The organism is Acinetobacter variabilis, from assembly GCF_000369625.1.
GTDB lineage: Bacteria > Pseudomonadota > Gammaproteobacteria > Pseudomonadales > Moraxellaceae > Acinetobacter > Acinetobacter variabilis.
This window is the reverse complement of sequence record NZ_KB850113.1, coordinates 1,139,433-1,162,275: the sequence shown is the minus strand read 5'-3', so window position 1 is coordinate 1,162,275 and position 22,843 is coordinate 1,139,433. Positions and strand designations below refer to the sequence as shown.

Below are 22,843 nucleotides of genomic sequence, written 5' to 3'. Positions count from 1 at the left end.
TTTCTTCTCCTTAATCTTTAAGCCGCTGAAGAGCTGGACTGTAAATTTTCTTTCAGAAAGATGCCGAGCTCCTTGGCAAATTTGAGTGGTTCGGTCAGTAAAGGAGTATGACCAGATTTGTTGAAAAGCACATGTTTAGCCTGAGGCAGGCTTTGGGCAATCAGGCGCTGGCCTTCCACAGGATAAAGTTTGGACTGTACACCGCTAAAGAAAGTTACCGGACAAGTAAGCTTCGCCAGAGCTTCACGATAATCTTCATGATGATATAAATAATTATTGATGTACCACGTCATATAATCTACCCGACTGGAAGGCAGGAGCAGGCTTTGCAGACGAGATCTGTTCAGGATGAACTTAAACACTTTTAAACTGGCTGGACTATCATTTTGTAGCTGGATGAAGCGCAGCCATAATGCTGTAATTTGCTGACGTACTGCAGTATCCAGATTCCGAATGAGTTCAATCTGCTGATGTTCTGCAAGTAATGTTGAAAGCTGCTGCAAAATTTCAATAAATTCCTGATGGCGTGAACCAAAAAGTCCAAATGCCCAAGCATCATCAACCGGAATCTTAGGTGTTTGGTCAATATGCAAATAAGCTGCTATATGTTTGGCAAAATCCCTATAGCACAAGCCATGCATGGTGGTTGTCGCACCCATAGAGTAAGCGATCACAATGAATTGATCTAAATTAAGCTGCTGGATCACTGATTGAACATCAAGCCAGTGACTGGAAATCACATCCAGGTCTTGCGGAATTTTGCAGTGACTAGATGCCCCAAACCCACGCCATTCGGGAATAATAAAGCGGAAATTTTTCTGATGTGGATAGAGAAAAGCTGCCCATTGCCAGCTCAACATGCCCAGACCTGATAGGACCAGGACCGGTTGACCCTGACCGTATTCACGTACAAATAACTGTTCGCCATCTGGCATGCTATAGAAGGGCATGCATATCTCCGTATTTATAATTTTTCTACATCGAATTGTTTAAGTTTAGGAATAACCTGTTCCAGCCAGGCAATCCAGCCCAGTTCCTGGTCAATACCCAGTTGCAGAATCATTTTATGAATATACAGGGTTCGGTCATTTTCGTCAGCTTGAGCAAAGTCTTTGGCGAAAATCTGCTGATAGGTTTTAAGCTTCTCTTTATGTATTTCTAGATGGCGTTCCAGTTCAGGTAAGGTGCTGTTGCCGCCCAGCTGGGCTTCTGCACGCAGACGAACCATCAGTTCTTCCCGAAGCTGTGCTGGGGAACTGTGCTCCAGCATCCAGTTAGCCAGTTCTTCCCGGCCGAGTCGCTCTACCTGATAGGTTTTTTTACGGCTATGAGAATCTTCCTCTTCTATCGTCGAAATCCAGCCTTTTTGCAGCATGGCATTCAGTTCACGATAGATCTGCTGATGGGTGGCATTCCAGAAGAAGCCCATGGAGCGGTCAAAACGGCGTGCCAGTTCAATGCCAGTGCTCGGTTTCTCAATCAGGCTGGTGAGTAAAACATGTGATAAAGACATAAACGTCTCAAAAAAATGACTCGGGATTATTATGCAACATGTTGCATAAAAATCAATTCTGCACTATAAATTAGTGCAACAAGTTGCATAAGACTGCTGCTTGATGGGAGTAAATCAGTCAGCCTGAATAAAAATAGCCAGCACATCTGCACGCTAAGGAGTTGAAATGTCTAAATATCCGAATTTACTTGCCCCACTGGATCTGGGTTTTACCACGCTTAAAAACCGTGTCTTGATGGGCTCCATGCATGTGGGCTTAGAAGAAGCACCGGGCGGTTATAATCGGATGGCTGCCTTTTATGCAGAACGTGCCAAGGGTGGTGTAGCCTTAATTGTCACAGGTGGTATTTCGCCGAATGATCATGGCGTCACTTTTCAGGGTGGTTCCAAGCTCGATACGATTGAAGAAGCTGAAAAGCATAAAGTGATTACCCAAGCTGTACATGAAGCTGGCGGGAAAATTGCCATGCAGATCCTGCATACCGGCCGTTATTCTTATCAGGCGGAAAATGTTGCGCCGTCTTCAATTCAGGCACCGATTAATCCAGTCAAACCGCATGCCTTAAGCTCGGCTGAAGTGCAGCAGACCATCGATGATTTTGCCAACTGTGCCAGACTGGCTCAGTATGCAGGTTATGACGGTGTCGAAATCATGGGCTCAGAAGGTTACCTGATCAATGAGTTCATCGCAGCACGTACCAATCATCGTGATGATGAATGGGGTGGCAGCTATGAAAACCGTATCCGTTTCCCGATTGAAATTGTACGCCGTACCCGTGAAATGGTCGGTGAGAACTTTATTATTATTTATCGTCTTTCGATGCTGGATCTGGTTGAAGGCGGTTCAACTCTAGAAGAAGTAATCCAACTCGCCAAAGCCATTGAGAAAGCGGGCGCGACGATTATTAATACCGGTATTGGCTGGCATGAAGCGCGTATCCCGACCATTGCTACCAAAGTGCCACGTGCGGCCTTTACCTGGGTTACGCGTAAGCTAAAAGGTCAGGTGAATATTCCTCTTATTACCTCTAACCGTATTAATACCCCGGAAATGGCAGAATATGTCCTGGCTACAGGTGATGCCGATATGGTGTCAATGGCACGTCCAATGCTGGCAGACTCTGAGTTTGTCTTAAAAGCAGAACAGGGCCGTAGTGATGAAATCAATACCTGTATCGGTTGTAACCAAGCCTGTCTGGATCATATTTTCTCGATGAAAATTGCCACCTGTCTGGTGAATCCACGTGCTTGTTATGAAACCGAAATGATCTTTAAAGAAACCAATGTAGCGAAAAATATTGCAGTGATTGGTGCGGGGCCGGCAGGTTTAAGCTTTGCCATCTATGCAGCAGGTCGTGGCCATCATGTCACTGTATTTGAAGCTTCAGCACAGATTGGTGGGCAATTTAATATTGCGAAGACCATTCCAGGTAAGGAAGAGTTTTATGAAACCTTGCGCTATTTTAAACGTCAGATTGAATTGCAACCACGTATTCAATTGAAATTAAATTGCACCGCGACCTTTGATCAGCTGATTTCAGCCGAATTTGATGACATTGTGGTTGCCACTGGGGTGACACCGCGTCAGCTTGATATTCCTGGAATTGATCATCCTAAAGTATTGTCTTATCTGGATGTACTTAGAGAGCGTAAACCAGTCGGCCAGCGTGTAGCGATTATTGGTGCAGGTGGTATTGGCTTTGATACAGCCGAGCTGCTCAGTCATGGGACCGAAAGTGGCAGTGTCAATCCGGAAAAATTCTATGATGAATGGGGGATCGACACTAACTATGAAAATGTTGGTGGACTTAAGACAGCCAATGTAGAACAACCTGAACGTGAAATTTATTTATTGCAGCGTAAAGCAGCTTCTGTCGGTTCAAGTCTGGGTAAAACCACAGGCTGGATTCACCGTACTGGCTTAAAACATCGCAATATCAAAATGATTGCCGGTGCAAGCTATGAAAAAATCGATGATCAGGGCTTGCACGTTATAGTGAATGATCAACCTGCAGTATTAGACGTAGATAATGTCATTATCTGTGCTGGTCAGGAATCTTATACCGCCATGTTTGATGAACTGAAAGCTGCCGGTAAAAACGTGCATCTCATTGGCGGTGCGAAAGAAGCAGGTGAGCTGGATGCGAAACGTGCGATCCGTCAGGGTGCTGAATTGGCTGCGGTGATTTAATAGCCTTCAAGTCCTCTCCCTCTGGGAGAGAGGGCTGGGATCAGGGTAATAAATTACCTCTCGCTCAGCTTTTCCTTCTAAGAAGGAACTTTTGTTTAAAGACAAAAGCTGTCCAAAAAAGAATACTCCTCCCTTTATAAAAGGTAGGTTGGGAGGGATTTAAATATAAAGAGAATCCCCCTAACCCCCTTTACTAAAGGGGGAAATTTCATTATTAAAACGAAGAAAGCGTATAGATAGAACTCTAAAAATAAAAGGAATCTAAAATGACACTTGAAATAACAAAACAGGCTATTACACGCTGGCATGAAATGTTGGAAACACGTGATATGTCCATATTGAATGAACTCCTCGCGGATAATGTCGTATTCCGCTCGCCCGTGGCTTTTCAGCCTTATCCCGGGAAACAGGTTGTATTTTTTATCCTGACCAATGTGATTCAGGTCTTTGAAAACTTTACTTATCACCGTGAATTTCTTAGTGAAGATGGTAACAATGTTGTACTTGAGTTCTCAGCCAATGTCGGCGATAAGAAAATTAAGGGAATCGACATGATTCAGTTCAATGATGAAGGTCAGATCATTGATTTTGAAGTAATGATCCGACCAAAATCTGGACTTGAAGCCTTAGCTATAGAAATGGGCCAGCGGATTCAGGCTTATCAGGCTAATACTTAATTTCCTACAATTGATTCAAGTCGGCATGAAGTTTGTACATCACTGATAGAAAACTATAGGGGAATACAGATGAAAATGTGGCTTAAAAAAATGAGTCAACTTTCAAGTGAATATCTGGACCGCTTTAGCGGAGCAGATCTTCCAACACTTTATTATAATCCGAATGGTTTATTTTCTGGTGTGATTGAACGTTTACCACTTTTAAAACAGAAATATCGTCCAACACCGTGGTTATCGAATGCGCATGCGCACATTTTATATCTGGACTTGATAAAAAAACGCACGATTAAGCTGCAATATGATGTGCTTGAGCAGCTGAATATGTCCGATGGCGGCATTACTGGCATTGCCTGGTATGGTTTAGATTTACCGCCAAGTACACCTACTATTGTGTTATTACATACCATTACCGGTTCTCCGGAATCCATGCGGGAGCTGGTACGTGACCTGCATAAATATACAGGCTGGCGTGTTGCCCTGTGTTTGCGCCGTGGTCATGCTGACCTGCCAATGCCTGTGCCAAAAATGAACCTGTTTGGCTCCACTCAGGACTTGCGTGAACAGCTGCTCTATATTCAGGACAAATTTCCTCAATCCGATCTCTATGGTGTGGGTTCTTCTGCGGGTACAGGACTGTTAGTTCGCTACTTGGGTGAGGAGGGCGAGCAAACCCCGCTCAAAGCAGCCTTTGCCTTATGCCCAGGTTATAATACCGAAACCGGTTTTGCTTATGTGCATCCGTTTTATAGCAAAGTCATGGCTAAAAAACTGATCAAACGTTTTATCCACCCTTATCAGGAAACCTGGCAGATTTATCCTTCATGGAAGCAATTGCTTGAGGTGAAAGACTTGTCTGAATTTGAACAGCACTACTATGAGCTGGCAGGCTTTTCAGACTATGAAAGCTATACCAAGGCCACCAACCCGATTTATGTCTTTGAAAATGTCAAAATTCCATTGATGATTTTGAACTCGGAAGATGACCCGGTCTGTCATATCAAGAATCTGGAACCGTATAAGGATGCCATTCGAGCTATGCCGAATATTGTAGTCGTCACCACTAAAAAAGGCAGCCACTGTGGCTTTTATCAGGGTTTAATGCAGACAGAATCATGGGCCACTCGTCTGATGGCAGAGTATTTACTGCAACTTTCCGATACTCCAACGGCAGCTTGAAAGAGATTTTTAAACCATAAAAAACCCAGCATAAGCTGGGTTTTTTTGATGAAGGATTATATTAGTTTTCAAGTGCTGGCATAGCAGCAGCAATCGCATCTGCAACTGCATCATCTTCAGACTTGTTTGCAGAAGATGAATTGTTTTTAGGAGCGGCTGGTGTTGCTGCAGGTTTTGCAGGCTGCTCAGTACTTGAATTTGTTTCAGCTGCAGGCGCAGGCTCTGATTGAGCAGGTTCTGGTTTTTTAACTTCACGGCGAATTTCAGTTGTAGTATTCGCAGTTTGTTCGCGCTGGATTTCAACAGTCGGTGTTGCTGGTGCTTCTTCAACCGGTTCAACTGGTGTTGATTCTAATGGTTCAACAGGCTCAAGTTGTACAGGTTCCGGAGCAACCAATTCAGATGCTGGAGTAACTTCGGTTTGTTCTTCTTCTTTTGGAGCTTCTTTTTTTACACAACCAGTCAGTGTAAGGCCAGTCAGGATCAGGGTACAGATTAAAAGTTTCTTCATCATCATTGCATCAAACAGAATAGTGTAGGGTGTGAATGTTCCTATTATAGCAGCAAAATGCAATATATAAATCATATGAACTTACTGTAATTTTTTTAAGGAATTGCTGTTAGAATAGTCAATTGTTTATTGTTCTTTGATTTGATGCGGATTGACTTTGCTTTATTGGTGCAAGGTAAAGTAAAATTGCGCAACATTGCAGGCCGATTTAGGCTCGATTGTACGAGAAACCCAATGACCCATTTTATTTTCGTGACTGGTGGTGTTGTTTCATCACTAGGTAAAGGTATTTCAGCTGCTTCTGTTGCTGCACTTTTAGAAGCCCGTGGTTTAAAAGTGACCATGGTAAAAATGGATCCATACATTAATGTCGATCCAGGGACTATGAGCCCATTCCAGCACGGTGAAGTTTTTGTTACAGAAGACGGTGCTGAAACAGACTTAGACTTGGGTTACTACGAACGTTTCTTGCGTCGTGCGAAAATGACCAAATTGAATAACTTTACATCAGGCCGTGTTTACCAGGATGTTCTGAATAAAGAACGCCGTGGTGATTACCTAGGTGGTACTGTACAAGTTATTCCACACATTACTGACAACATCAAAGAACGTGTACTTCGCGCTGGCGAAGGTTATGACGTTGCGATCGTTGAGATCGGCGGTACTGTAGGTGATATTGAATCTCTCCCATTCATGGAATCTGTACGTCAGTTAATGGTTGAACTTGGTCATAAACGTACGATGCTGATGCACTTAACGTTACTCCCATACATTAAGTCTGCAGCAGAATTAAAAACTAAACCAACTCAACACTCAGTAAAAGAACTTCTGTCTATTGGTATTCAACCAGACATTTTGATCTGCCGTACTGAACATGATGTTGATGCAGATACGACGCGTAAAATTGCCTTGTTCACTAACGTAGAAGCGCGTGCAGTAGTCGTGTGTAAAGATGCACGTACGATCTACCAGATTCCACGTACTTTCTATGAACAGAACGTTGATGATCTCATCTGTGAATGTTTTGGCTATGACAATCTTCCAGAAGCAGACCTGTCTGACTGGGATAATGTGGTAGAAGCTTTACTGAACCCTGAATACACTGTACGTGTTGCAATGGTGGGTAAATATGTTGAACTTCCAGATGCCTACAAGTCTGTGAACGAAGCACTTTTACATGCGGGCATTCAAAACCGAGTGAAAGTTCAGATCGACTATGTCAATGCTGAAGAACTTGAAAGCCAAGATGTCAATGAAGTATTGAAAGATGCGGATGCGATTCTGGTTCCGGGTGGTTTCGGTGAGCGCGGTACTGAAGGCAAAATGAAAGCGATTCGTTTTGCACGTGAAAACGGTGTGCCATTCCTGGGCATCTGCTTGGGTATGCAGCTTGCAGTGATCGAATATGCACGTAACGTGGTGGGTATCACTGATGCGACTTCAACAGAATTCAACCGCTCAACCAAATCTCCATTGATTGGGCTGATCACTGAATGGTTAGATGAGCGCGGTGAAGTTCAACAGCGTTCAGTAGATTCAGACCTTGGCGGTACCATGCGTCTAGGTGCACAGAAGTCTGAACTGGTACCGGGTACCAAGACTGCTGAAGTGTATGGTTCGGATGAAATTATCGAACGTCACCGTCACCGTTACGAGATGAACAATCGTTATATCCCAGTGCTGGAAGAAAAAGGCATGAAGATTTCTGGTTATTCTCCGGTACAACATCTGGTAGAAACTGTTGAAATTCCTGCACATCCTTGGTTTATTGCAGTACAATTCCACCCGGAATTTACCAGCTCGCCACGTGATGGACATCCATTATTTGCCGGTTTCATTGATGCTGCAAAAAAACAGTACCAAAAAACCAAATAATGCGAGTTTAAGACACAACTAGGAAGTTTAAATGTCACAATTAAAACCACAAGAAATTGTACGTTTAGGCGATATACAAATGGCAAACCACTTGCCATTTGTACTATTCGGCGGCATGAACGTACTTGAGTCGAAAGACTTAGCTTTTGAAATTGCAGAGACTTATGTTGATATCTGCAAGCGTTTAGATATTCCATATGTCTTTAAAGCAAGTTTTGACAAAGCCAACCGTTCAAGCCTGAACTCATTCCGTGGGCCTGGCCTCGAAAAAGGAATCGAGTGGTTAGCCGACATTAAAAAACATTTTAATGTACCAATTATCACTGATGTACATGAGCCGTATCAGGCTGCTCCTGTGGCAGAAGTTGCTGACATTATTCAGCTACCTGCATTCTTAAGTCGTCAGACTGACCTGGTTGAAGCGATGGCAAAAACTGATGCCATCATCAACATCAAAAAAGCCCAGTTCCTTGCTCCGCATGAAATGCGCCACATTTTGCATAAATGTCTGGAAGCAGGGAATGACAAGCTGATTCTTTGTGAGCGTGGTTCAGCCTTTGGTTACAACAATCTGGTTGTAGACATGCTGGGCTTCGACATCATGAAAGAAATGAACGTGCCAGTATTCTTTGATGTAACGCATGCATTACAAACTCCGGGCGGTCGTGCTGACTCTGCCGGTGGTCGTCGTGCGCAGATTACTACACTGGCGCGTGCCGGTATGGCAACAGGTCTTGCAGGTTTATTCCTGGAAGCTCATCCAAATCCAGATGTGGCAAAATGTGATGGTCCTTGTGCCTTGCGTTTATCTCAACTAGAACCATTCCTGGCTCAATTAAAAGAGCTGGATACTCTAGTGAAAGGATTTGAAAAATTAGATACACATTAATTCAATATACATTGATGCGTCTTTTTTGACGCATCATTTTTATTAATCAACTGAGGAATAGTTCATGAGTCAAATCGTTGACATTCGTGCACGTGAAATTTTGGACTCTCGTGGTAATCCAACCATCGAAGCAGACGTTATCTTAGCATCTGGCGTAGTTGGCCGTGCATGTGCACCATCTGGTGCTTCAACTGGTTCTCGTGAAGCTCTAGAACTTCGTGATGGCGATAAAGCACGTTACCTAGGTAAAGGTGTTAAAACTGCGGTTAACAACGTAAACACTCTGATTCGTGATGCGTTAGTGGGTAAATCAGTATTCGAACAAAAAGACATCGATAATACGATGATCGCTTTAGATGGTACTGAAAACAAAGAAAAATTAGGTGCAAACGCAACTTTGGCAGTATCTCTTGCTGCTGCGCGTGCTGCTGCTGAAGAAAAGAAAACTCCGCTTTACCAATATATCGCAGATCTTCGTGATCAAAAGATTTTGACCATGCCTGTTCCAATGATGAACATCCTGAACGGTGGTGCTCACGCAGACAACACTGTTGATATTCAGGAATTCATGATTGAGCCTGTAGGTTTCACTTCATTTTCTGAAGCGTTACGTGCGGGTGCTGAAATCTTCCATTCTTTAAAATCAGTTTTGAAGAAACAAGGTTTGAACACTGCAGTTGGTGATGAAGGTGGTTTTGCGCCAAACCTTCGTTCTAACGAAGAAGCTATTACTGTGATCCTGTCTGCAATCGAGCAAACTGGTTACAAGGCTGGTTCTGACATTATGCTTGCGCTTGACTGTGCATCTTCAGAATTCTACAAAGATGGTCAATATATCCTGGCTGGTGAAGGCAACAAATCGTTCACAAGCAACCAGTTTGCTGACTACCTTGCAGGTCTAGTAAACCAATACCCAATTATCTCCATTGAAGATGGTCTGGACGAATCTGACTGGGAAGGCTGGTCTTACCTGACTTCGATTCTGGGCGACAAGATCCAGTTGGTTGGTGATGACCTGTTTGTTACGAATCCTAAGATTCTTCAACGTGGTATCAACGAGAAAGTAGGCAACTCAATCCTGATCAAGTACAACCAGATCGGTACATTGACTGAAACTCTGGATGCCATCTACCTTGCGAAAGCAAACGGTTACTCTACTGTAATCTCTCACCGTTCAGGTGAAACTGAAGATTCTACTATTGCAGATCTTGCAGTGGGTACAGCAGCAGGTCAAATTAAGACTGGTTCACTTTGCCGTTCTGACCGTGTGGCGAAATATAACCAATTACTTCGTATCGAAGAATTGACTCAAGCTGCATATCGCGGTAAAGCTGAGTTCAAAGGTTTGAACTAAGCGACTTATGTCAATGTTAAATGTATTCGACTCCTTGATGAGTAAAGTACTGTTGGGCCTTGCGATCGTTCTGATCGCAGGGTTTCAATATTTATACTGGTTTGGTGAGGGTGGTTATAATGACCATCAGGCATTGACCCAGAAAATCCAGCAACAAGTAGAATTGAATGAAGAGCTAAAAGAACGTAATCGCGTTCTGGCTGCAGAAGTTTATGATTTGAAGAATGGTATTGAAGCCATCGAAGAACATGCTCGTCTCGATTTAGGTTTGATCAAGCCGCATGAAACCTTTGTACAAATGAGCACTATTAGTACTCAATATAAACCGATTTATCTTAATCCGAATAAAGTAGACCTGAGAACCAATGAATCAGCTGATGTTCCAACAACACCATAAATTGTGGGTCATTTTACCAGCTGCAGGTTCCGGTAGCCGATTTTCCAAAACCGAACTTAAACAATATCAGATGATTCAGGAACAGACCGTTCTTGAACATACCGTTTCGCGCCTGAATCAATTGCCATTAGCAGGTTATGTCCTTGCAATCGGTGCACAGGATGATGTTGCCAAGACTCTGCCACTTTCTCGTCTGGATAAAGCGCATTTTTGCTTGGGCGGTGCAGAACGCGTCAACTCTGTACTAAATGCCTTGGAATATTTATCTGAGATAGCTTCAGAAGAAGACTGGGTTTTAGTGCATGATGTAGCCCGTCCTTGTGTGAGTCAAAGCTCCTTGATTGATCTGGTCAATACAGCAATTCAAACCGATCAGGCGGCGATTCTGGGTATTCCGGTACGAGATACCTTAAAGCGTGTCGTAAAGAGTCATGATATTGAAACGACGGTAGATCGTTCAACTTTGTGGCAGGCGCAAACACCACAAATGGCGAAACTTGGAACCTTAAAACGTGCAATTCAGCAGGCACTCGCAGATGGTGTTACCATTACCGATGAAGCCAGTGCACTGGAACATATAGACGAACCAGTTCAAGTAGTACAAGGCCGCTCTGACAATATTAAAATTACCTATCCAGATGATCTGGAACTGGCCAAACTGATACTGGCTGCCCAGCGCTAAATATATTGCAATAAAAATGGAATAAATCAGTCAATGGCGATTTATTCCGGAGCACTTTAACTTATAATTTTGCCATCATGAATTTTCTACCCGTGGGCCAATGATCCCTTCTCAGCAGTATCGTTTTTTGCGGCAGTCCGCACGCGATGGACGTAGTATTAATCCCCAAAATGCCTCCCGATGGGCCAAGTTGCACCTTGATCCATGGCTGCTTTGCTTCCTGATTTTAAATGCGATCTTGGGTCTGATGGTGGTCTACAGTGCCACCTCGGAAGATTCCGGGATGGTGATCCGTCAGGCGATCAGTTTTGGTGTGGGCTTTGTGGTGATGTTTATTTGTGCCCAAGTACCACCTAAGGTTTATCAAGCTGCCAGTCCATATTTTTATATGTTCGGTATCTTTATGCTACTGCTGGTCTTTGTGATTGGTGAGAAGCGTCTTGGGGCAACCCGCTGGATTACGTTGCCGGGTGTGGGGAGTATGCAGCCGAGTGAGGTAATGAAGTTTGCCATGCCACTGATGATGGCCTGGTACTTTGCCCGTAAACCTTTCCCGCCGAAGTTTCTGGACATTGTCGGTGCTTTGGTGATTTTAGGCGTGCCATTTGTATTGGTAGCACTGCAACCCGATCTAAATATCGGTCTGGTGATTCCCGGGATTTTTGTACTATTCCTGAGCGGCATGTCATGGCGCCTAATTGCTGGAGCCTTTGCTGCTTTAGCTATTGCAGTGCCATTGCTGTGGATGTTCTTGTTGCAGGAATATCAAAAGAAACGGATTCTGACTTTATTCGATCCAGAATCGGATGCCTTGGGCGCAGGCTGGAACATTATCCAGTCCAAAATTGCCATCGGTTCGGGCGGGATTATGGGGAAAGGCTATTCGCAAGGTACTCAGTCTCATCTAGGTTATCTGCCTGAACATCATACCGACTTTATTATGTCGACTTATGCGGAAGAATTTGGTTTTATCGGGGTGTTTCTTCTATTCAGCCTGTTTACGGCCATTATTATTCGCTGTCTGATTATTGGCATGAATAGCTTTCATAACTTTGGCCGTTTATACGCCGGTGCGATCGGACTAACTTTTTTCTTCTTTGTATTTTTAAACTCAGGCATGGTCAGTGGGATCTTACCTGTGACGGGTGACCCTTTGCCATTGATGAGTTACGGTGGTACAGCCGTGATTTCCATGTTGGCAGGGATGGGTATTGTGATGTCAATCCATACTCATCGTTAGAAAATTCAATGAAGTAAGTTTTCAAAGCCAGACCAGTTCTGGCTTTTTTATTACTCGTATTTGTTAAAAGTAGCTTTATGCTATAAATATTCAATAACTTAGATAAATCATATGCAATTTTTATTGTTGAGGGGAAAATGAATAAATTAATGATAACCATTGGAATTTTCGAGTTATCTGTTTCAGCTTGGGCCAAACCACTGAGTTAGGCTGAATTTAAGGCAAAAACCAAACAAAAATATGATGAGTTGGAGTTAAAACTTGCTGTATTGAACTCATCGGTAGACCAACGTGAGCATCCTGCACTTATGATTGCTAAAGCCTGTGAATATGCAACCGGTTTAAAGCAGTTAAAATATCTATCAGAACAGAATCTGCATCTTGCGGCAGCGCAAGATGAATTCCAGTTTGTGAGTAAACTAGATAATCAGTTTACTCAATCTCTTCAGGATTTGGGAACTACCTATGAAACAGGCTGTGTTTCACAAAAAAAATAAAGAACAAAAAGCCCTCAAATGAGGGCTTTTTGTGGTTGTTTCATACTTAGCTAAGAAACCAGGTGTAATAACCCCAAAGCATTAAAGGCCAAGCCAGAAACGGACTAAATAGCCATTTCCAGAACCAGTACTGAGGGATAAAGCCAACTCCGTGAATAAAACCGCCTGAAATCCCGATCATGATAAACATCATGGCGCGGTGGCTATATTCCCCGTTGGCATCCAGCATCGCAGCAGGATGAACCAGCAACACCGCTGCGAGTGGAAAAGCCAATAGGCAAGAAATCACCATTGCAAAAGGGTTAGATTTTTTTTCTATCTTTACTTGTTCAACTGCAGCGTCTGTCATCTCTTATTTCTCATCCAGGTCTTGATGATTTTCAATATATAGTGCACTAAGTACACCGGCGAAACAGGCCATCAAAATGCCGAGAATCCATGCGAAATACCACATAATTTTATCTCCTAAGACACAGCCTTAGTACAGGCTGTGTGAATTCTCTTGAATATGTTTTTTGGTAATCACGCCCCACATCTTGTAGTAACACCAAGTGGTGTAGCACAGGATCAGTGGAACGAAGATGCATGCAGCTACAGTCATCACAGTTAAGGTATTTTGGCTGGATACCGCATCCCACATGGTTAAGCTTGCAACTGGGTTGATGCTAGATGGCATCAGGAATGGGAACAGGGCAAAACCGGCAGTCAAAATCGCACCGATCACCGCTAAAGATGAACCCAGGAAGCTCAAACCTGCTTTGGCTTTAGATGCAGCCAATACCACAATGATGCCACCTAAAATACCTGCAACTGGTGCCAGTATCGTAATTGGATAATTGCTGTAGTTGTTCATCCAGCCTGGGTTGGCATTGGTCAGTACTTCTTTTGCTAGTGGATTAGCGATACCGTTAGTTTCGTAAGGAGTCACTAGGGTATAACCCTGGATACCACCGAAATATAACCATGCACCGACTGCCAGGAAAGCTACCAGATAAACAATCCCCATGATTTTGGTTGCTTTGGCAGAACGTTCACGTAAATCGCCATCTGTACGTAGCATCAACCATGCACCACCGTGTGCACACAGCATAGATAAGCTGACAACACCACATACCAGTGCAAATGGATTGAGCAGGGCAAAGAAGCTGCCAGAATAAGTCGAACGAACTGTTTCGTCTAATGTAAATGGAACACCCAGGAACATATTGCCGAATGCAACACCGAAAACCAGTGCAGGCACAGCACCACCAACTGCTAGGCCCCAATCCCAGGCATTACGCCATTTGGTATTTTCCAGTTTGGAGCGATAGTCGAATCCTACTGGACGCAGGAATAAGGCAAACAGAACAAGCAGAAGTGCCCAGTACATACCAGAAAAGGCAGTTGCATAAACCATTGGCCAAGCAGCAAACAGGGCACCACCCGCAGTAATAAACCAGACTTGGTTACCATCCCAATGCGGGGCAATCGTATTGATTGCTGCACGACGTTCTTCATCATTCTGACCCACGAATGGCATGATCGCCATGGAGCCCATATCAAAGCCATCAGTCAGGGCGAAACCAATCAGCAAGACGCCAACCAGTACCCACCAGATTATTTTGAGGAGTTCGTATTCAATCATGATTGAACCTCGCCAGTTACGCCTTTTGGAAGAGCTGCATCTTCTTGATCGGCTGCTGCTTGAGAATTAGGTTTTTCGAAGTGGTATTTACCGGTATGTAATGAACTTGGACCCAGACGTGAGAATTTAATCATCAGGTACATTTCAATAATCAGCAAGACAGTGTAGAACGCTGCTAATGCAATGATTGAACCCCATACATCGCCTGTGCTTAAGCTTGAAGTCGACAGATGTGTAGGCAGAACCTCACCAATAGTCCAAGGTTGACGACCTACTTCAGCAACAAACCAGCCAGTTTGTGCCGCAATCCATGGAAGTGGTAGTGCAAATAATGCAAATTTTAATAACCAAGGTTTGTTTTCTGCATTGCGTTTAGCCACCGCAAAAGTTGCTAATACAAACAGAACCAGCATCAGGAAGCCAGAAGCGACCATGGCACGAAATGCCCAGAACAGGCTTGGTACATGTGGAATAGTATCTTTTGCTGCTGCCTTAATTTGCTCGTCAGAAGCATCTACAACATTTGCAGTATATTTTTTCAGAAGCAGACCGTAGCCTAAATCTTTTTGAGTTTCTGCAAATGCAGCTTTCAGCTCAGGAGACTGATCGCCAGCACGTAGTTTTTCCAGTTGTTCATAAGCTACCATACCGTTTCGGATACGACCTTCATGTTCTACTAGCAGGTCTTTAATACCGGTAACAGGAGTATCTACAGAACGTGTGGCGATGATCCCCATAACATAAGGAATTTTCACAGCATAATCGGTAGACATGGTTTCTTTATTTGGGAAGCCAAATAAAGTAAATGCTGCAGGCGCTGGTTCAGTTTCCCATTCTGCTTCAATCGCAGCCAGTTTGGTTTTCTGTACATCACCAATTTCATAACCAGACTCATCGCCCAGCAGGATCACTGAAAGTGTAGACGCTAAACCGAAAATGGCAGCAATCGCAAATGAACGGCGTGCAAATGGCAGGTCACGTTTTTTCAGCATGTAGTAACTTGAAATTGCCAGTACGAAGATGGCACCAGTCACATAACCTGCAGAAACAGTATGTACGAATTTAACCTGTGCAACCGGGTTAAAGATCAGTGCTGCAAAGTCCACCATTTCCATACGCATGGTTTCATAGTTAAATGCTGAACCGACCGGGTTTTGCATCCAGCCATTGGCAACCAGAATCCACAGTGCAGACATGTTAGATCCCAATGCTACTAACCAGGTCACGCCCAGATGCTGTACTTTGGATAAACGGTCCCAACCGAAGAAAAATAAACCAATGAAAGTAGATTCAAGGAAGAAGGCCATCAAACCTTCAATAGCCAATGGTGCACCGAAAATATCACCCACATAATGCGAATAATATGCCCAGTTGGTTCCGAACTGGAACTCCATGGTTAAGCCTGTGGTTACCCCTAAGGCAAAGTTAATCCCGAACAGTTTTCCCCAAAACTTAGTCATGTCCTTGTAAATTTCTTTGCCGGAAATCACATAGGTGGTTTCCATGATGGCAAGCAGAAATGCCAGGCCTAAGGTCAGTGGAACAAAAATAAAGTGATACATCGCGGTCATAGCGAACTGGAACCGCGAAAGATCGACCACGCTTTCAGAAATCATCAACGTGTCTCCTTGATTTGGGAAGGATTGCCGGCGATACGCTCGGCGACTTGAGTGTCAAAATCTTTTGGAATAGTAGGCGCATCAAACCAAATATTTTTAATTACCAGAAGTAGAATGATCTTGATAATTAAAATCGCAGTAATCTCTCTTACTGTTTTTTGGTTTAAGTTTTTAGAAACTAAGCTCATGTGAACAAGCCTATTATGTGGTTTGTTATATATTATTAATCGATTGTAACTAAAAAATAAATAGACTAAATAGTTTAAATAAATATATATTTATAAGTTATTGAAAATATTAATAATATACTATTAAAAGTTTGATAATTATTCTAAATATTTGTGATTATTTTGTGTAAAAACAGATTATTTAAATCTGACTAAAATGCTTATATTTATATTTTTAAAGTGGATTAATTTGCTTGGTTTAATTATTAAATAGATAAAATTAATCTGATTAAAATGGTTGGGATTTATTTTTTAATCTTATTAAATCTGATTATTTTGCTGGGGTTTTTATTCTAATTAAAATAGTCAGGATTAATTAAAAAATAAAAAAGAACCCGCATCAGGCAGGCTCTCTTCTAATATGAAATTGGGGAGGTTTTAGAAGTCGTAACGCATACCTAGAGAAAGACCTAAGCTGTCTTCACCGCGTGCGCCACCTACAGCATTGGTACGAGCTTGTGCCCAAGGGGTAAGGTTTGAGTTTTCATCATTTAGTACAGTTGCTATGTTGCCATAAACGCGAACTGTTGGATCTAAACGATGCTCAAGTCCGATTGCCAGTAAAGTTGCATTCGCATCGTCCGCATCGACATCGCGGTGGAATACTTCACCACGGAATGAGGTTTTTGGTGCAAATTTATACTCACCGGCTATACCAAATACTTGTGCATCTGGGTTTGCTTCAGAATTATCGTGTTGAAGGAATTGGTATAAACCACCCAAGTTGAACTCAGGCGTGATTTTGTAAGCACCTGCGATACGGAAACCATCACGTTCGCCACGACCTGCATCTTCTTCATAATGTTCATAGGCAGCAGCAAAATCAACTTTACCTTCTTTATAGGTTAAAGCGAGATCGTATGCTTTATCATCGCGATTATCTTTATTGGTAGTAGTTGTAGTTCCCGGTACGACTACTGTTACTGGACCATTCACAGTTTCAATTACAGTAGTTTTTGGTGAAGATGTTGACACGCTATCAGGACTATTACCTTCGTGTAAAGAAAGTGCTGCTAAAACATTAAAACCGCCACCAAATTTTGGTGATTTATATTCAATCGTATTGGCATTACGTTCATCAAAACGCAGGTTGCCTACACGCGTGACGTTACGAACGTCACCAACCATATCACCAAAGAAGTTGACCGGGCCACGTGCTACTTTGAATGGGCTGTCAAAACGGCCGATACGCGCTTGACCGAAATCACCTTTTAAACCAACAAAAGTATCACGAGTTGCAAATTCAACATCATCGTTTGCAGAACCACTTGCAAAGTTAATTTCTTGTTCGATTTGACCAAATACGGTCATACCATTTTCTAGTTTTTGTTCAGCTTTAAAGCCTAGGCGTGAAGAGTTTGAAGAAAGACCTACTTCGTTATAATCCTGGCCATCATCCAGATAATCTAAAGAAACGTGTGCACGACCATACACTTTAACATCAGCAGCAGCTGCCATTACTGGTGTTAAAATTGTTGCCCCGATTGCTAATGCAGATAACGTTTTTTTCATGTGTTGCTCCAATAAAGACTTTTTTATTCATCGTCTTAAAAACAAGTTTCAGTATTGTTTTGAAACATCTACTGCTCTATTGGTGCCAAGTATTCATTACAAATAAGTCAATATGATTAAGGAAATATTTCAGAAATATTAAAGACAATCATTGTCTTATTTTTTATAGAATTGTGAGTGGGATAAGCAGGATTGATACAAATACAACTAGGCTCGGTGTTTGCTGTAAAACCTAAAAATAGGCTAGGTGACTTTTATTAATATTTTAGTGACTTAATTCAAGGTGAAATACATCAAACATAAAAAATGGAGCCAAAGCTCCATTTTTAAATATTAAGAATAGCTTACAGGGCAGCTTTAATTTTCTCTGCCAGTTGCTTGATTTTTTCCTGATCGCCCATTTGTGCAGCATGTTTGCCAAGGTTGTGCAAAGAAGTAGGTACCAGATGGAAATGGACATGCGGAACAGTCTGACCCGCCGTAGCGCCGGAGAGCTGCATCAGTACAATGCCATCTACACCTAAACCTTTTTCAATCGCTTTGGCAATTTTTTGCACCACCTGAATGGTATAGGCTGCAATTTCAGGATCCAGGTCAAGCAAGGTAATTGCGGGTGTTTTAGGAATGACCAGAGTATGACCATCGGCCTGTGGCATGATGTCCATAAATGCAAGAACTTGGTCATCTTCATACACTTTAATTGCTGGAAGTTCACCACGCAGAATTCGTGCAAAAATATTTTGGTCATCGTAAGTCATAAGTGCATTCCTTGAGCAGAATTGAATTGTATTATTTACAATTCAATTCTTTCTGACGTTCTTTGATCGCGTCAAGACGTTGCTGCTCTTTTTCTGAAAATTTTGGCTTGGTTGTGTAGCAATTGTCATTAAACTTTGCTTTTGCTTCAGGATCCTTGAAACAGAAACCTTTTGATGCATAAATGACATCATGGTCATTTTTCAATTTTTTGCATTCCTGTTCAGATGCAAGAACCGATGTTGAAGCCCCAAACAAAGTTGCAGAACCGACGAGTGCTACAACAAATAACTTATTCATAAGAGTTTCCTCAGGTATCACTGCATGTGGCTAGTCTATAGTCACAATATTAGGTTTGTTTATTATTATTCAATGGCGAGATATTACTCAATGGTAATATTACTCCATGATTCATACATTTTTACAGCACTGGAAAAGTCACTATTTTTATCCGACAGATTGCTAGCAGCTTGCATCAGACTTTGACCCAAAGCAAGAAGTGGCACTGCCAGTTTAGCATCGCGCGCAAGATCAAGTGCAATGCCGGTATCTTTGGCCAAGAGAGGCAGGGCAAAGGTAACAGGAAAGCTACGGTTCAAAATACGCTGTCGTAAAACGGTTTCAGTCACATTGCTTTTGCCGCTTGATGCATTGATACAATCCAGTGCTTCATTCAGATCAACCCCGTGTGCTTTCAGCGTGGTAAAGCCTTCTGCTGCCGCACACAGGTTTACAGCCAGTAACATATTATTTACCGCTTTTACCGCAAAGCCAGCACCTGATGTACCCACATGCTTAATTAATTTGCCAAAAGCCTGCATCGCTGGCAGGGCTTTTTCAAAGCCTTCTGCATTACCACCGACCATCACAGTCAATGTGCCATTTTCCGCACCAATGGTCTGGCCACTCACAGGTGCATCCAGGAAAATCACACCCTGTTCAGTCAGTGCTTCTTCTAGGTGTCGGGCAGCGTCAGGAACACCACTGGTACAGTCTACCCAGATACTGCCAGCTTTAAGGCTGAGGCCTTGGACTAATGCTTCAACATCGGCACTGGTCGGCAGGCAGGAAAAAATAATATCTGCCTGAACTGCCTGTTCTAAAGCGACAGCTTGGGTGCCATATTCAACAGCATGTTCTTCAGCTTTGGCGAAAGTACGGTTCCAGACATAGACTGTCTCAAAATGCTTGGGTAAATGCGCTGCCATGCGATAACCCATTGCGCCTAAACCAATAAATGCCACTGACTGAATCATGTCATACCCTCTGAATAAAATAATAAATACCTGAAAAATGCCGGCTCTTCCGGAATTAAGCATCTATCCGGGTTGAGCGTTGTGCTAGCCAGGTGGTCAATTTCGGCCAGAATGTATTGGCTGTTTTCTGATTGGACATCAGCCCAAGATGACCACCCGGGATAAGAGTAAACGTCTTATCGGTACTACTTGTCAATTCCATCAAAGGTTTAGCTGACTGTTCCGTAACAATCTGATCAGTTTGCCCAGCCCCGACCAGTAAGGAACAGTTAATATTTTTTAGGTTAATTGTCCGGCCATTTAAAGTCATCGAGCCATTTTTTAAAGGGTTTTGCAGCCATAAATGCAGCACCATGTCCTGATTGATTCCACCCGGATAATCAATCATCTTGTTCAGGAAATTACCCATAGTGGCATGTTCATAGACATCTTCAACATTTTCCAAGTTCATCAAAAACTGCTTCTGGCTTTTAAACCAGCCAATCGGATCAAGCAGCTTAAATCCCAGTGCATTGATGATACCGGGCGAATGAATATATTCCTTGGGAATCAATCCTTGGTGAATCGCCTGTTGCAGGTTTTTATTTTTGGAAATGAGCTTATTGGTGGTGCTAAACAGCTTGCCAACCCGACCAGAGGCATAACTGTCAATCGGGCTGCCCAGCACGATCAGGTTTTTAACATGTTCAGGGGAATGCAGCGCTGTATAAAGCGTGACAAAAATTCCGGCCATACTCCAGCCATGCAGGGAAATAAACTGACTGCCTGAATGCGAGCAGATCCGTTCAATAGCCTGAGGAATCGCGCCATCAATAAAAGACAGAAAATTCAAGTGACGGTGTTTATAGCGGAAACGTTTCCATTCCATTAAATAGACATCAAAACCGCTATGCTGAAAATGCTTGACCAGTGAACGGTAAGGATACAGATCATAAATATCCATATTGATCGCAAGAGGGGCAACAAAGACTAAGGGCTCATGGTACTTCTTTTCAGGCGCTGCATAATAGCGAATTTTGCAGAACTCAGTCGCAGCAATATATTCAAATGGCGTTTTTTGCGAAAGAATCAGAGAAGACGAGTTAAATAACCGGGCATTCAGGTGTTTTAATTTTTTCTTTTGGCGTTGAATATTTTGTTTTAACTGAATCATGTAAATAATTTATCCGTATATAAAGGAGAATTGGTCGAAGTCTAAGCAATAATTGCTTATTATGCCTTGACCTGAAATAGCTTAGACGCTCAAAATGATGGCAATTTTTTACAAAAGGCAGCCTTTGGGCTGAAGTAAAGTGATGAGCCAGCAAGACGATTTTAACTATCAATTAGAAACTTTAGCCATCCGTACTGGTCACACCCGTAGCTTTGAGGGTGAGCATGGTGAACCGATTTTTCTAACATCGTCATTTGTTTATGAAAATGCGGCTGAAGCTGCAGCAAAATTTTCAGGCCAAGAGCCGGGTAATATTTACTCTCGCTTTACCAATCCAACTGTTGCCATGTTTGAAAAGCGTCTGGCTGCTTTAGAAGGCGCAGAACGCGCTGTTGCGACCAGCTCTGGTATGGCTGCGATTATGGCGGTGGCGATGGCTTACCTGAAAGCAGGTGATCATGTCATTTGTTCACGCGCCGTATTTGGTTCAACAGTCTCTTTATTTGAAAAATACGTGGCTAAATTTGGTGTCGCAGTTGAGTTTGTCGATCTGACTGATCTGGATGCATGGAAAAATGCCATCAAGCCAGAAACCAAATTACTCTTTGTTGAATCTCCGTCAAACCCACTGGCTGAAGTCGCGGATATTCAGGCTCTGGCAGATATTGCACATGCCAATGATGCATTGCTCGCGATTGACAATAGCTTCTGTACACCAGTGTTACAACAACCACTCAAATTTGGTGCAGACTTAGTCGTATATTCTGCGACTAAATATCTGGATGGCCAAGGCCGTGCACTCGGTGGCGCTGTGGTAGGTAACCACAAACTGCTTGAAGAAATCTTCGGTTATGTACGTACCACTGGTCCTTCTATGAGCCCGTTCAATGCTTGGGTATTCCTGAAAGGTCTAGAAACTTTACGTTTACGTATGCGTGAGCATTCTGCCAATGCACAAAAACTGGCAGAATTCTTAAATGCACATCCGAAAGTAGAAAAAGTTTACTATGCAGGTTTACCTGAACATGTTGGTCATGAACTGGCAGCAAAACAACAAACCGGTTTCGGTGGTATCGTATCTTTCGAAGTTAAAGGCGGTCGTGAAGGTGCCTGGAAAGTAATTGACAATACCCAGTTCATTTCAATCACCGGTAACCTGGGTGATGTGAAATCAACGATTACTCATCCGGCAACAACCACGCATGGTAAATTGTCTCCAGAAGCCAAAGCAGCAGCGGGTATTCGTGAAGGTTTAATTCGCGTTTCTGTTGGTTTGGAAGAGATTGATGATATTATTCGCGACATTACACGCGGTTTAGATCTAATCTAATTTTATAAATATATGTTCGGAGATCTTTATGAACATTAATATGTTGATGCAGCAAGCACAGCGCATGCAAAAAGAAGTCGAAAACAACATGAAAAAAGCCAAAGAAGAGCTTGCGCAAACTGAAGTGCATGCTGAGGCTGGTGGCGGTCTGGTGAAAGTCACCATGACTTGCCGCAATGTGGTGAAACGTATCGAAATTAATCCTGAACTGTTACAGGACGATCCAGATATGATCGAAGATCTGATTGCAGCAGCGATGAATGATGCAGCGCGTCAAGCAGAAGTGATCTCTGAAGAGAAAATGAAATCTGCAAACTCAGGTATGGGCTTACCACCTGGTCTGGCTGGTTTATTCTAAGGAAGT

25 protein-coding genes are annotated in these 22,843 nt (G+C 42.8%); 12 read left to right on the top strand and 13 right to left on the bottom strand.

Annotated features, from left to right (window positions below; genetic code table 11):
* Positions 1-17: 17 nt before the first annotated feature.
* Positions 18-950: an alpha/beta fold hydrolase gene (locus F897_RS11285; RefSeq protein ID WP_004783772.1), complete on the bottom strand. Its 933-nt coding sequence runs from the start codon at positions 948-950 to the stop codon at positions 18-20.
* A gap of 14 nt (positions 951-964) precedes the next feature.
* Positions 965-1,513, bottom strand: a complete 549-nt coding sequence (locus F897_RS11280) for a PadR family transcriptional regulator (protein WP_004783769.1) — start codon at positions 1,511-1,513, stop codon at positions 965-967.
* Positions 1,514-1,679: 166 nt separating this feature from the next.
* On the opposite strand from F897_RS11280, the gene F897_RS11275 reads away from it, so the two are divergent.
* From F897_RS11275 to F897_RS11265, 3 genes are all read left to right on the top strand, one after another.
* Positions 1,680-3,704, top strand: a complete 2,025-nt coding sequence (locus tag F897_RS11275; RefSeq protein WP_005235937.1) for an NADPH-dependent 2,4-dienoyl-CoA reductase — start codon at positions 1,680-1,682, stop codon at positions 3,702-3,704.
* Between the two features lie 266 nt (positions 3,705-3,970).
* Positions 3,971-4,381: a nuclear transport factor 2 family protein gene (locus F897_RS11270; RefSeq protein WP_004783765.1), complete on the top strand. Its 411-nt coding sequence runs from the start codon at positions 3,971-3,973 to the stop codon at positions 4,379-4,381.
* Between the two features lie 69 nt (positions 4,382-4,450).
* Entirely contained in the window at positions 4,451-5,557 is a 1,107-nt protein-coding gene (locus F897_RS11265; protein ID WP_004783762.1) for a YheT family hydrolase, read from the top strand.
* A 61-nt stretch (positions 5,558-5,618) separates the two neighbouring features.
* Here the strand turns inward: F897_RS11265 and F897_RS11260 are convergent, their stop codons facing one another.
* Positions 5,619-6,074, bottom strand: a complete 456-nt coding sequence (locus F897_RS11260; protein ID WP_376745103.1) for a hypothetical protein — start codon at positions 6,072-6,074, stop codon at positions 5,619-5,621.
* A 228-nt stretch (positions 6,075-6,302) separates the two neighbouring features.
* On the opposite strand from F897_RS11260, the gene F897_RS11255 reads away from it, so the two are divergent.
* From F897_RS11255 to F897_RS11225, 7 genes are all read left to right on the top strand, one after another.
* Positions 6,303-7,943 (top strand): CTP synthase, encoded by a 1,641-nt coding sequence (locus tag F897_RS11255; protein WP_004783758.1) that lies wholly within the window; start codon positions 6,303-6,305, stop codon positions 7,941-7,943.
* Positions 7,944-7,974: 31 nt separating this feature from the next.
* On the top strand, positions 7,975-8,832 hold the full coding sequence (kdsA, locus tag F897_RS11250; protein ID WP_004783756.1) for a 3-deoxy-8-phosphooctulonate synthase: 858 nt from the start codon (positions 7,975-7,977) through the stop codon (positions 8,830-8,832).
* A gap of 64 nt (positions 8,833-8,896) precedes the next feature.
* Entirely contained in the window at positions 8,897-10,186 is a 1,290-nt protein-coding gene (gene eno / locus F897_RS11245; RefSeq protein ID WP_004783754.1) for a phosphopyruvate hydratase, read from the top strand.
* A gap of 7 nt (positions 10,187-10,193) precedes the next feature.
* Positions 10,194-10,583 (top strand): septum formation initiator family protein, encoded by a 390-nt coding sequence (locus tag F897_RS11240; RefSeq protein WP_004783752.1) that lies wholly within the window; start codon positions 10,194-10,196, stop codon positions 10,581-10,583.
* Complete coding sequence (ispD, locus tag F897_RS11235) at positions 10,552-11,265, top strand: 2-C-methyl-D-erythritol 4-phosphate cytidylyltransferase (RefSeq protein ID WP_004783750.1); 714 nt, start codon at positions 10,552-10,554, stop codon at positions 11,263-11,265. The genes F897_RS11240 and ispD overlap by 32 nt, the downstream gene beginning before the upstream one ends.
* Before the next feature lie 100 nt (positions 11,266-11,365).
* Complete coding sequence (rodA, locus tag F897_RS11230) at positions 11,366-12,505, top strand: rod shape-determining protein RodA (RefSeq protein WP_004783749.1); 1,140 nt, start codon at positions 11,366-11,368, stop codon at positions 12,503-12,505.
* A 269-nt stretch (positions 12,506-12,774) separates the two neighbouring features.
* The gene (locus tag F897_RS11225; RefSeq protein WP_224213991.1) at positions 12,775-13,002 is read left to right on the top strand and encodes a hypothetical protein; all 228 of its coding nucleotides are present in this window, start codon (positions 12,775-12,777) and stop codon (positions 13,000-13,002) included.
* Positions 13,003-13,048: 46 nt separating this feature from the next.
* On the opposite strand, the gene F897_RS11220 is transcribed toward F897_RS11225, so the two are convergent.
* From F897_RS11220 to F897_RS11175, 10 genes are all read right to left on the bottom strand, one after another.
* Positions 13,049-13,351, bottom strand: coding sequence for a cyd operon YbgE family protein (locus tag F897_RS11220; protein ID WP_004783744.1), 303 nt, complete (start codon positions 13,349-13,351; stop codon positions 13,049-13,051).
* 3 nt (positions 13,352-13,354) lie between these two features.
* Positions 13,355-13,456: a cytochrome bd-I oxidase subunit CydX gene (gene cydX, locus F897_RS17125; protein WP_004783742.1), complete on the bottom strand. Its 102-nt coding sequence runs from the start codon at positions 13,454-13,456 to the stop codon at positions 13,355-13,357.
* A gap of 24 nt (positions 13,457-13,480) precedes the next feature.
* Entirely contained in the window at positions 13,481-14,626 is a 1,146-nt protein-coding gene (gene cydB / locus F897_RS11210) for a cytochrome d ubiquinol oxidase subunit II (RefSeq protein WP_004783741.1), read from the bottom strand.
* Entirely contained in the window at positions 14,623-16,242 is a 1,620-nt protein-coding gene (locus F897_RS11205; protein ID WP_004783739.1) for a cytochrome ubiquinol oxidase subunit I, read from the bottom strand. The genes cydB and F897_RS11205 overlap by 4 nt, the downstream gene beginning before the upstream one ends.
* Complete coding sequence (gene cydP, locus F897_RS11200) at positions 16,242-16,433, bottom strand: cytochrome oxidase putative small subunit CydP (protein ID WP_004783737.1); 192 nt, start codon at positions 16,431-16,433, stop codon at positions 16,242-16,244. Before cydP ends, F897_RS11205 begins: the two co-directional genes overlap by 1 nt.
* A 417-nt stretch (positions 16,434-16,850) precedes the next feature.
* Positions 16,851-17,984, bottom strand: coding sequence for a porin (locus F897_RS11195; protein ID WP_004783735.1), 1,134 nt, complete (start codon positions 17,982-17,984; stop codon positions 16,851-16,853).
* 344 nt (positions 17,985-18,328) lie between these two features.
* Entirely contained in the window at positions 18,329-18,742 is a 414-nt protein-coding gene (locus tag F897_RS11190; RefSeq protein ID WP_004783733.1) for an HIT family protein, read from the bottom strand.
* 31 nt (positions 18,743-18,773) lie between these two features.
* Entirely contained in the window at positions 18,774-19,040 is a 267-nt protein-coding gene (locus tag F897_RS11185) for a YARHG domain-containing protein (RefSeq protein ID WP_004783731.1), read from the bottom strand.
* Positions 19,041-19,123: 83 nt separating this feature from the next.
* Positions 19,124-19,996 carry an NAD(P)-dependent oxidoreductase gene (locus F897_RS11180; protein WP_004783729.1) on the bottom strand — a complete coding sequence of 291 codons (873 nt, stop codon included), beginning with the start codon at positions 19,994-19,996 and terminating at the stop codon, positions 19,124-19,126.
* A 55-nt stretch (positions 19,997-20,051) separates the two neighbouring features.
* Entirely contained in the window at positions 20,052-21,149 is a 1,098-nt protein-coding gene (locus tag F897_RS11175) for an alpha/beta fold hydrolase (RefSeq protein WP_004783728.1), read from the bottom strand.
* A 142-nt stretch (positions 21,150-21,291) separates the two neighbouring features.
* Between F897_RS11175 and F897_RS11170 the strand changes: the two genes are divergently transcribed.
* On the top strand, positions 21,292-22,479 hold the full coding sequence (locus F897_RS11170) for an O-succinylhomoserine sulfhydrylase (RefSeq protein ID WP_005235924.1): 1,188 nt from the start codon (positions 21,292-21,294) through the stop codon (positions 22,477-22,479).
* A gap of 28 nt (positions 22,480-22,507) precedes the next feature.
* The gene (locus F897_RS11165; RefSeq protein WP_004783723.1) at positions 22,508-22,837 is read left to right on the top strand and encodes a YbaB/EbfC family nucleoid-associated protein; all 330 of its coding nucleotides are present in this window, start codon (positions 22,508-22,510) and stop codon (positions 22,835-22,837) included.
* The last annotated feature ends 6 nt before the right edge of the window (positions 22,838-22,843 follow it).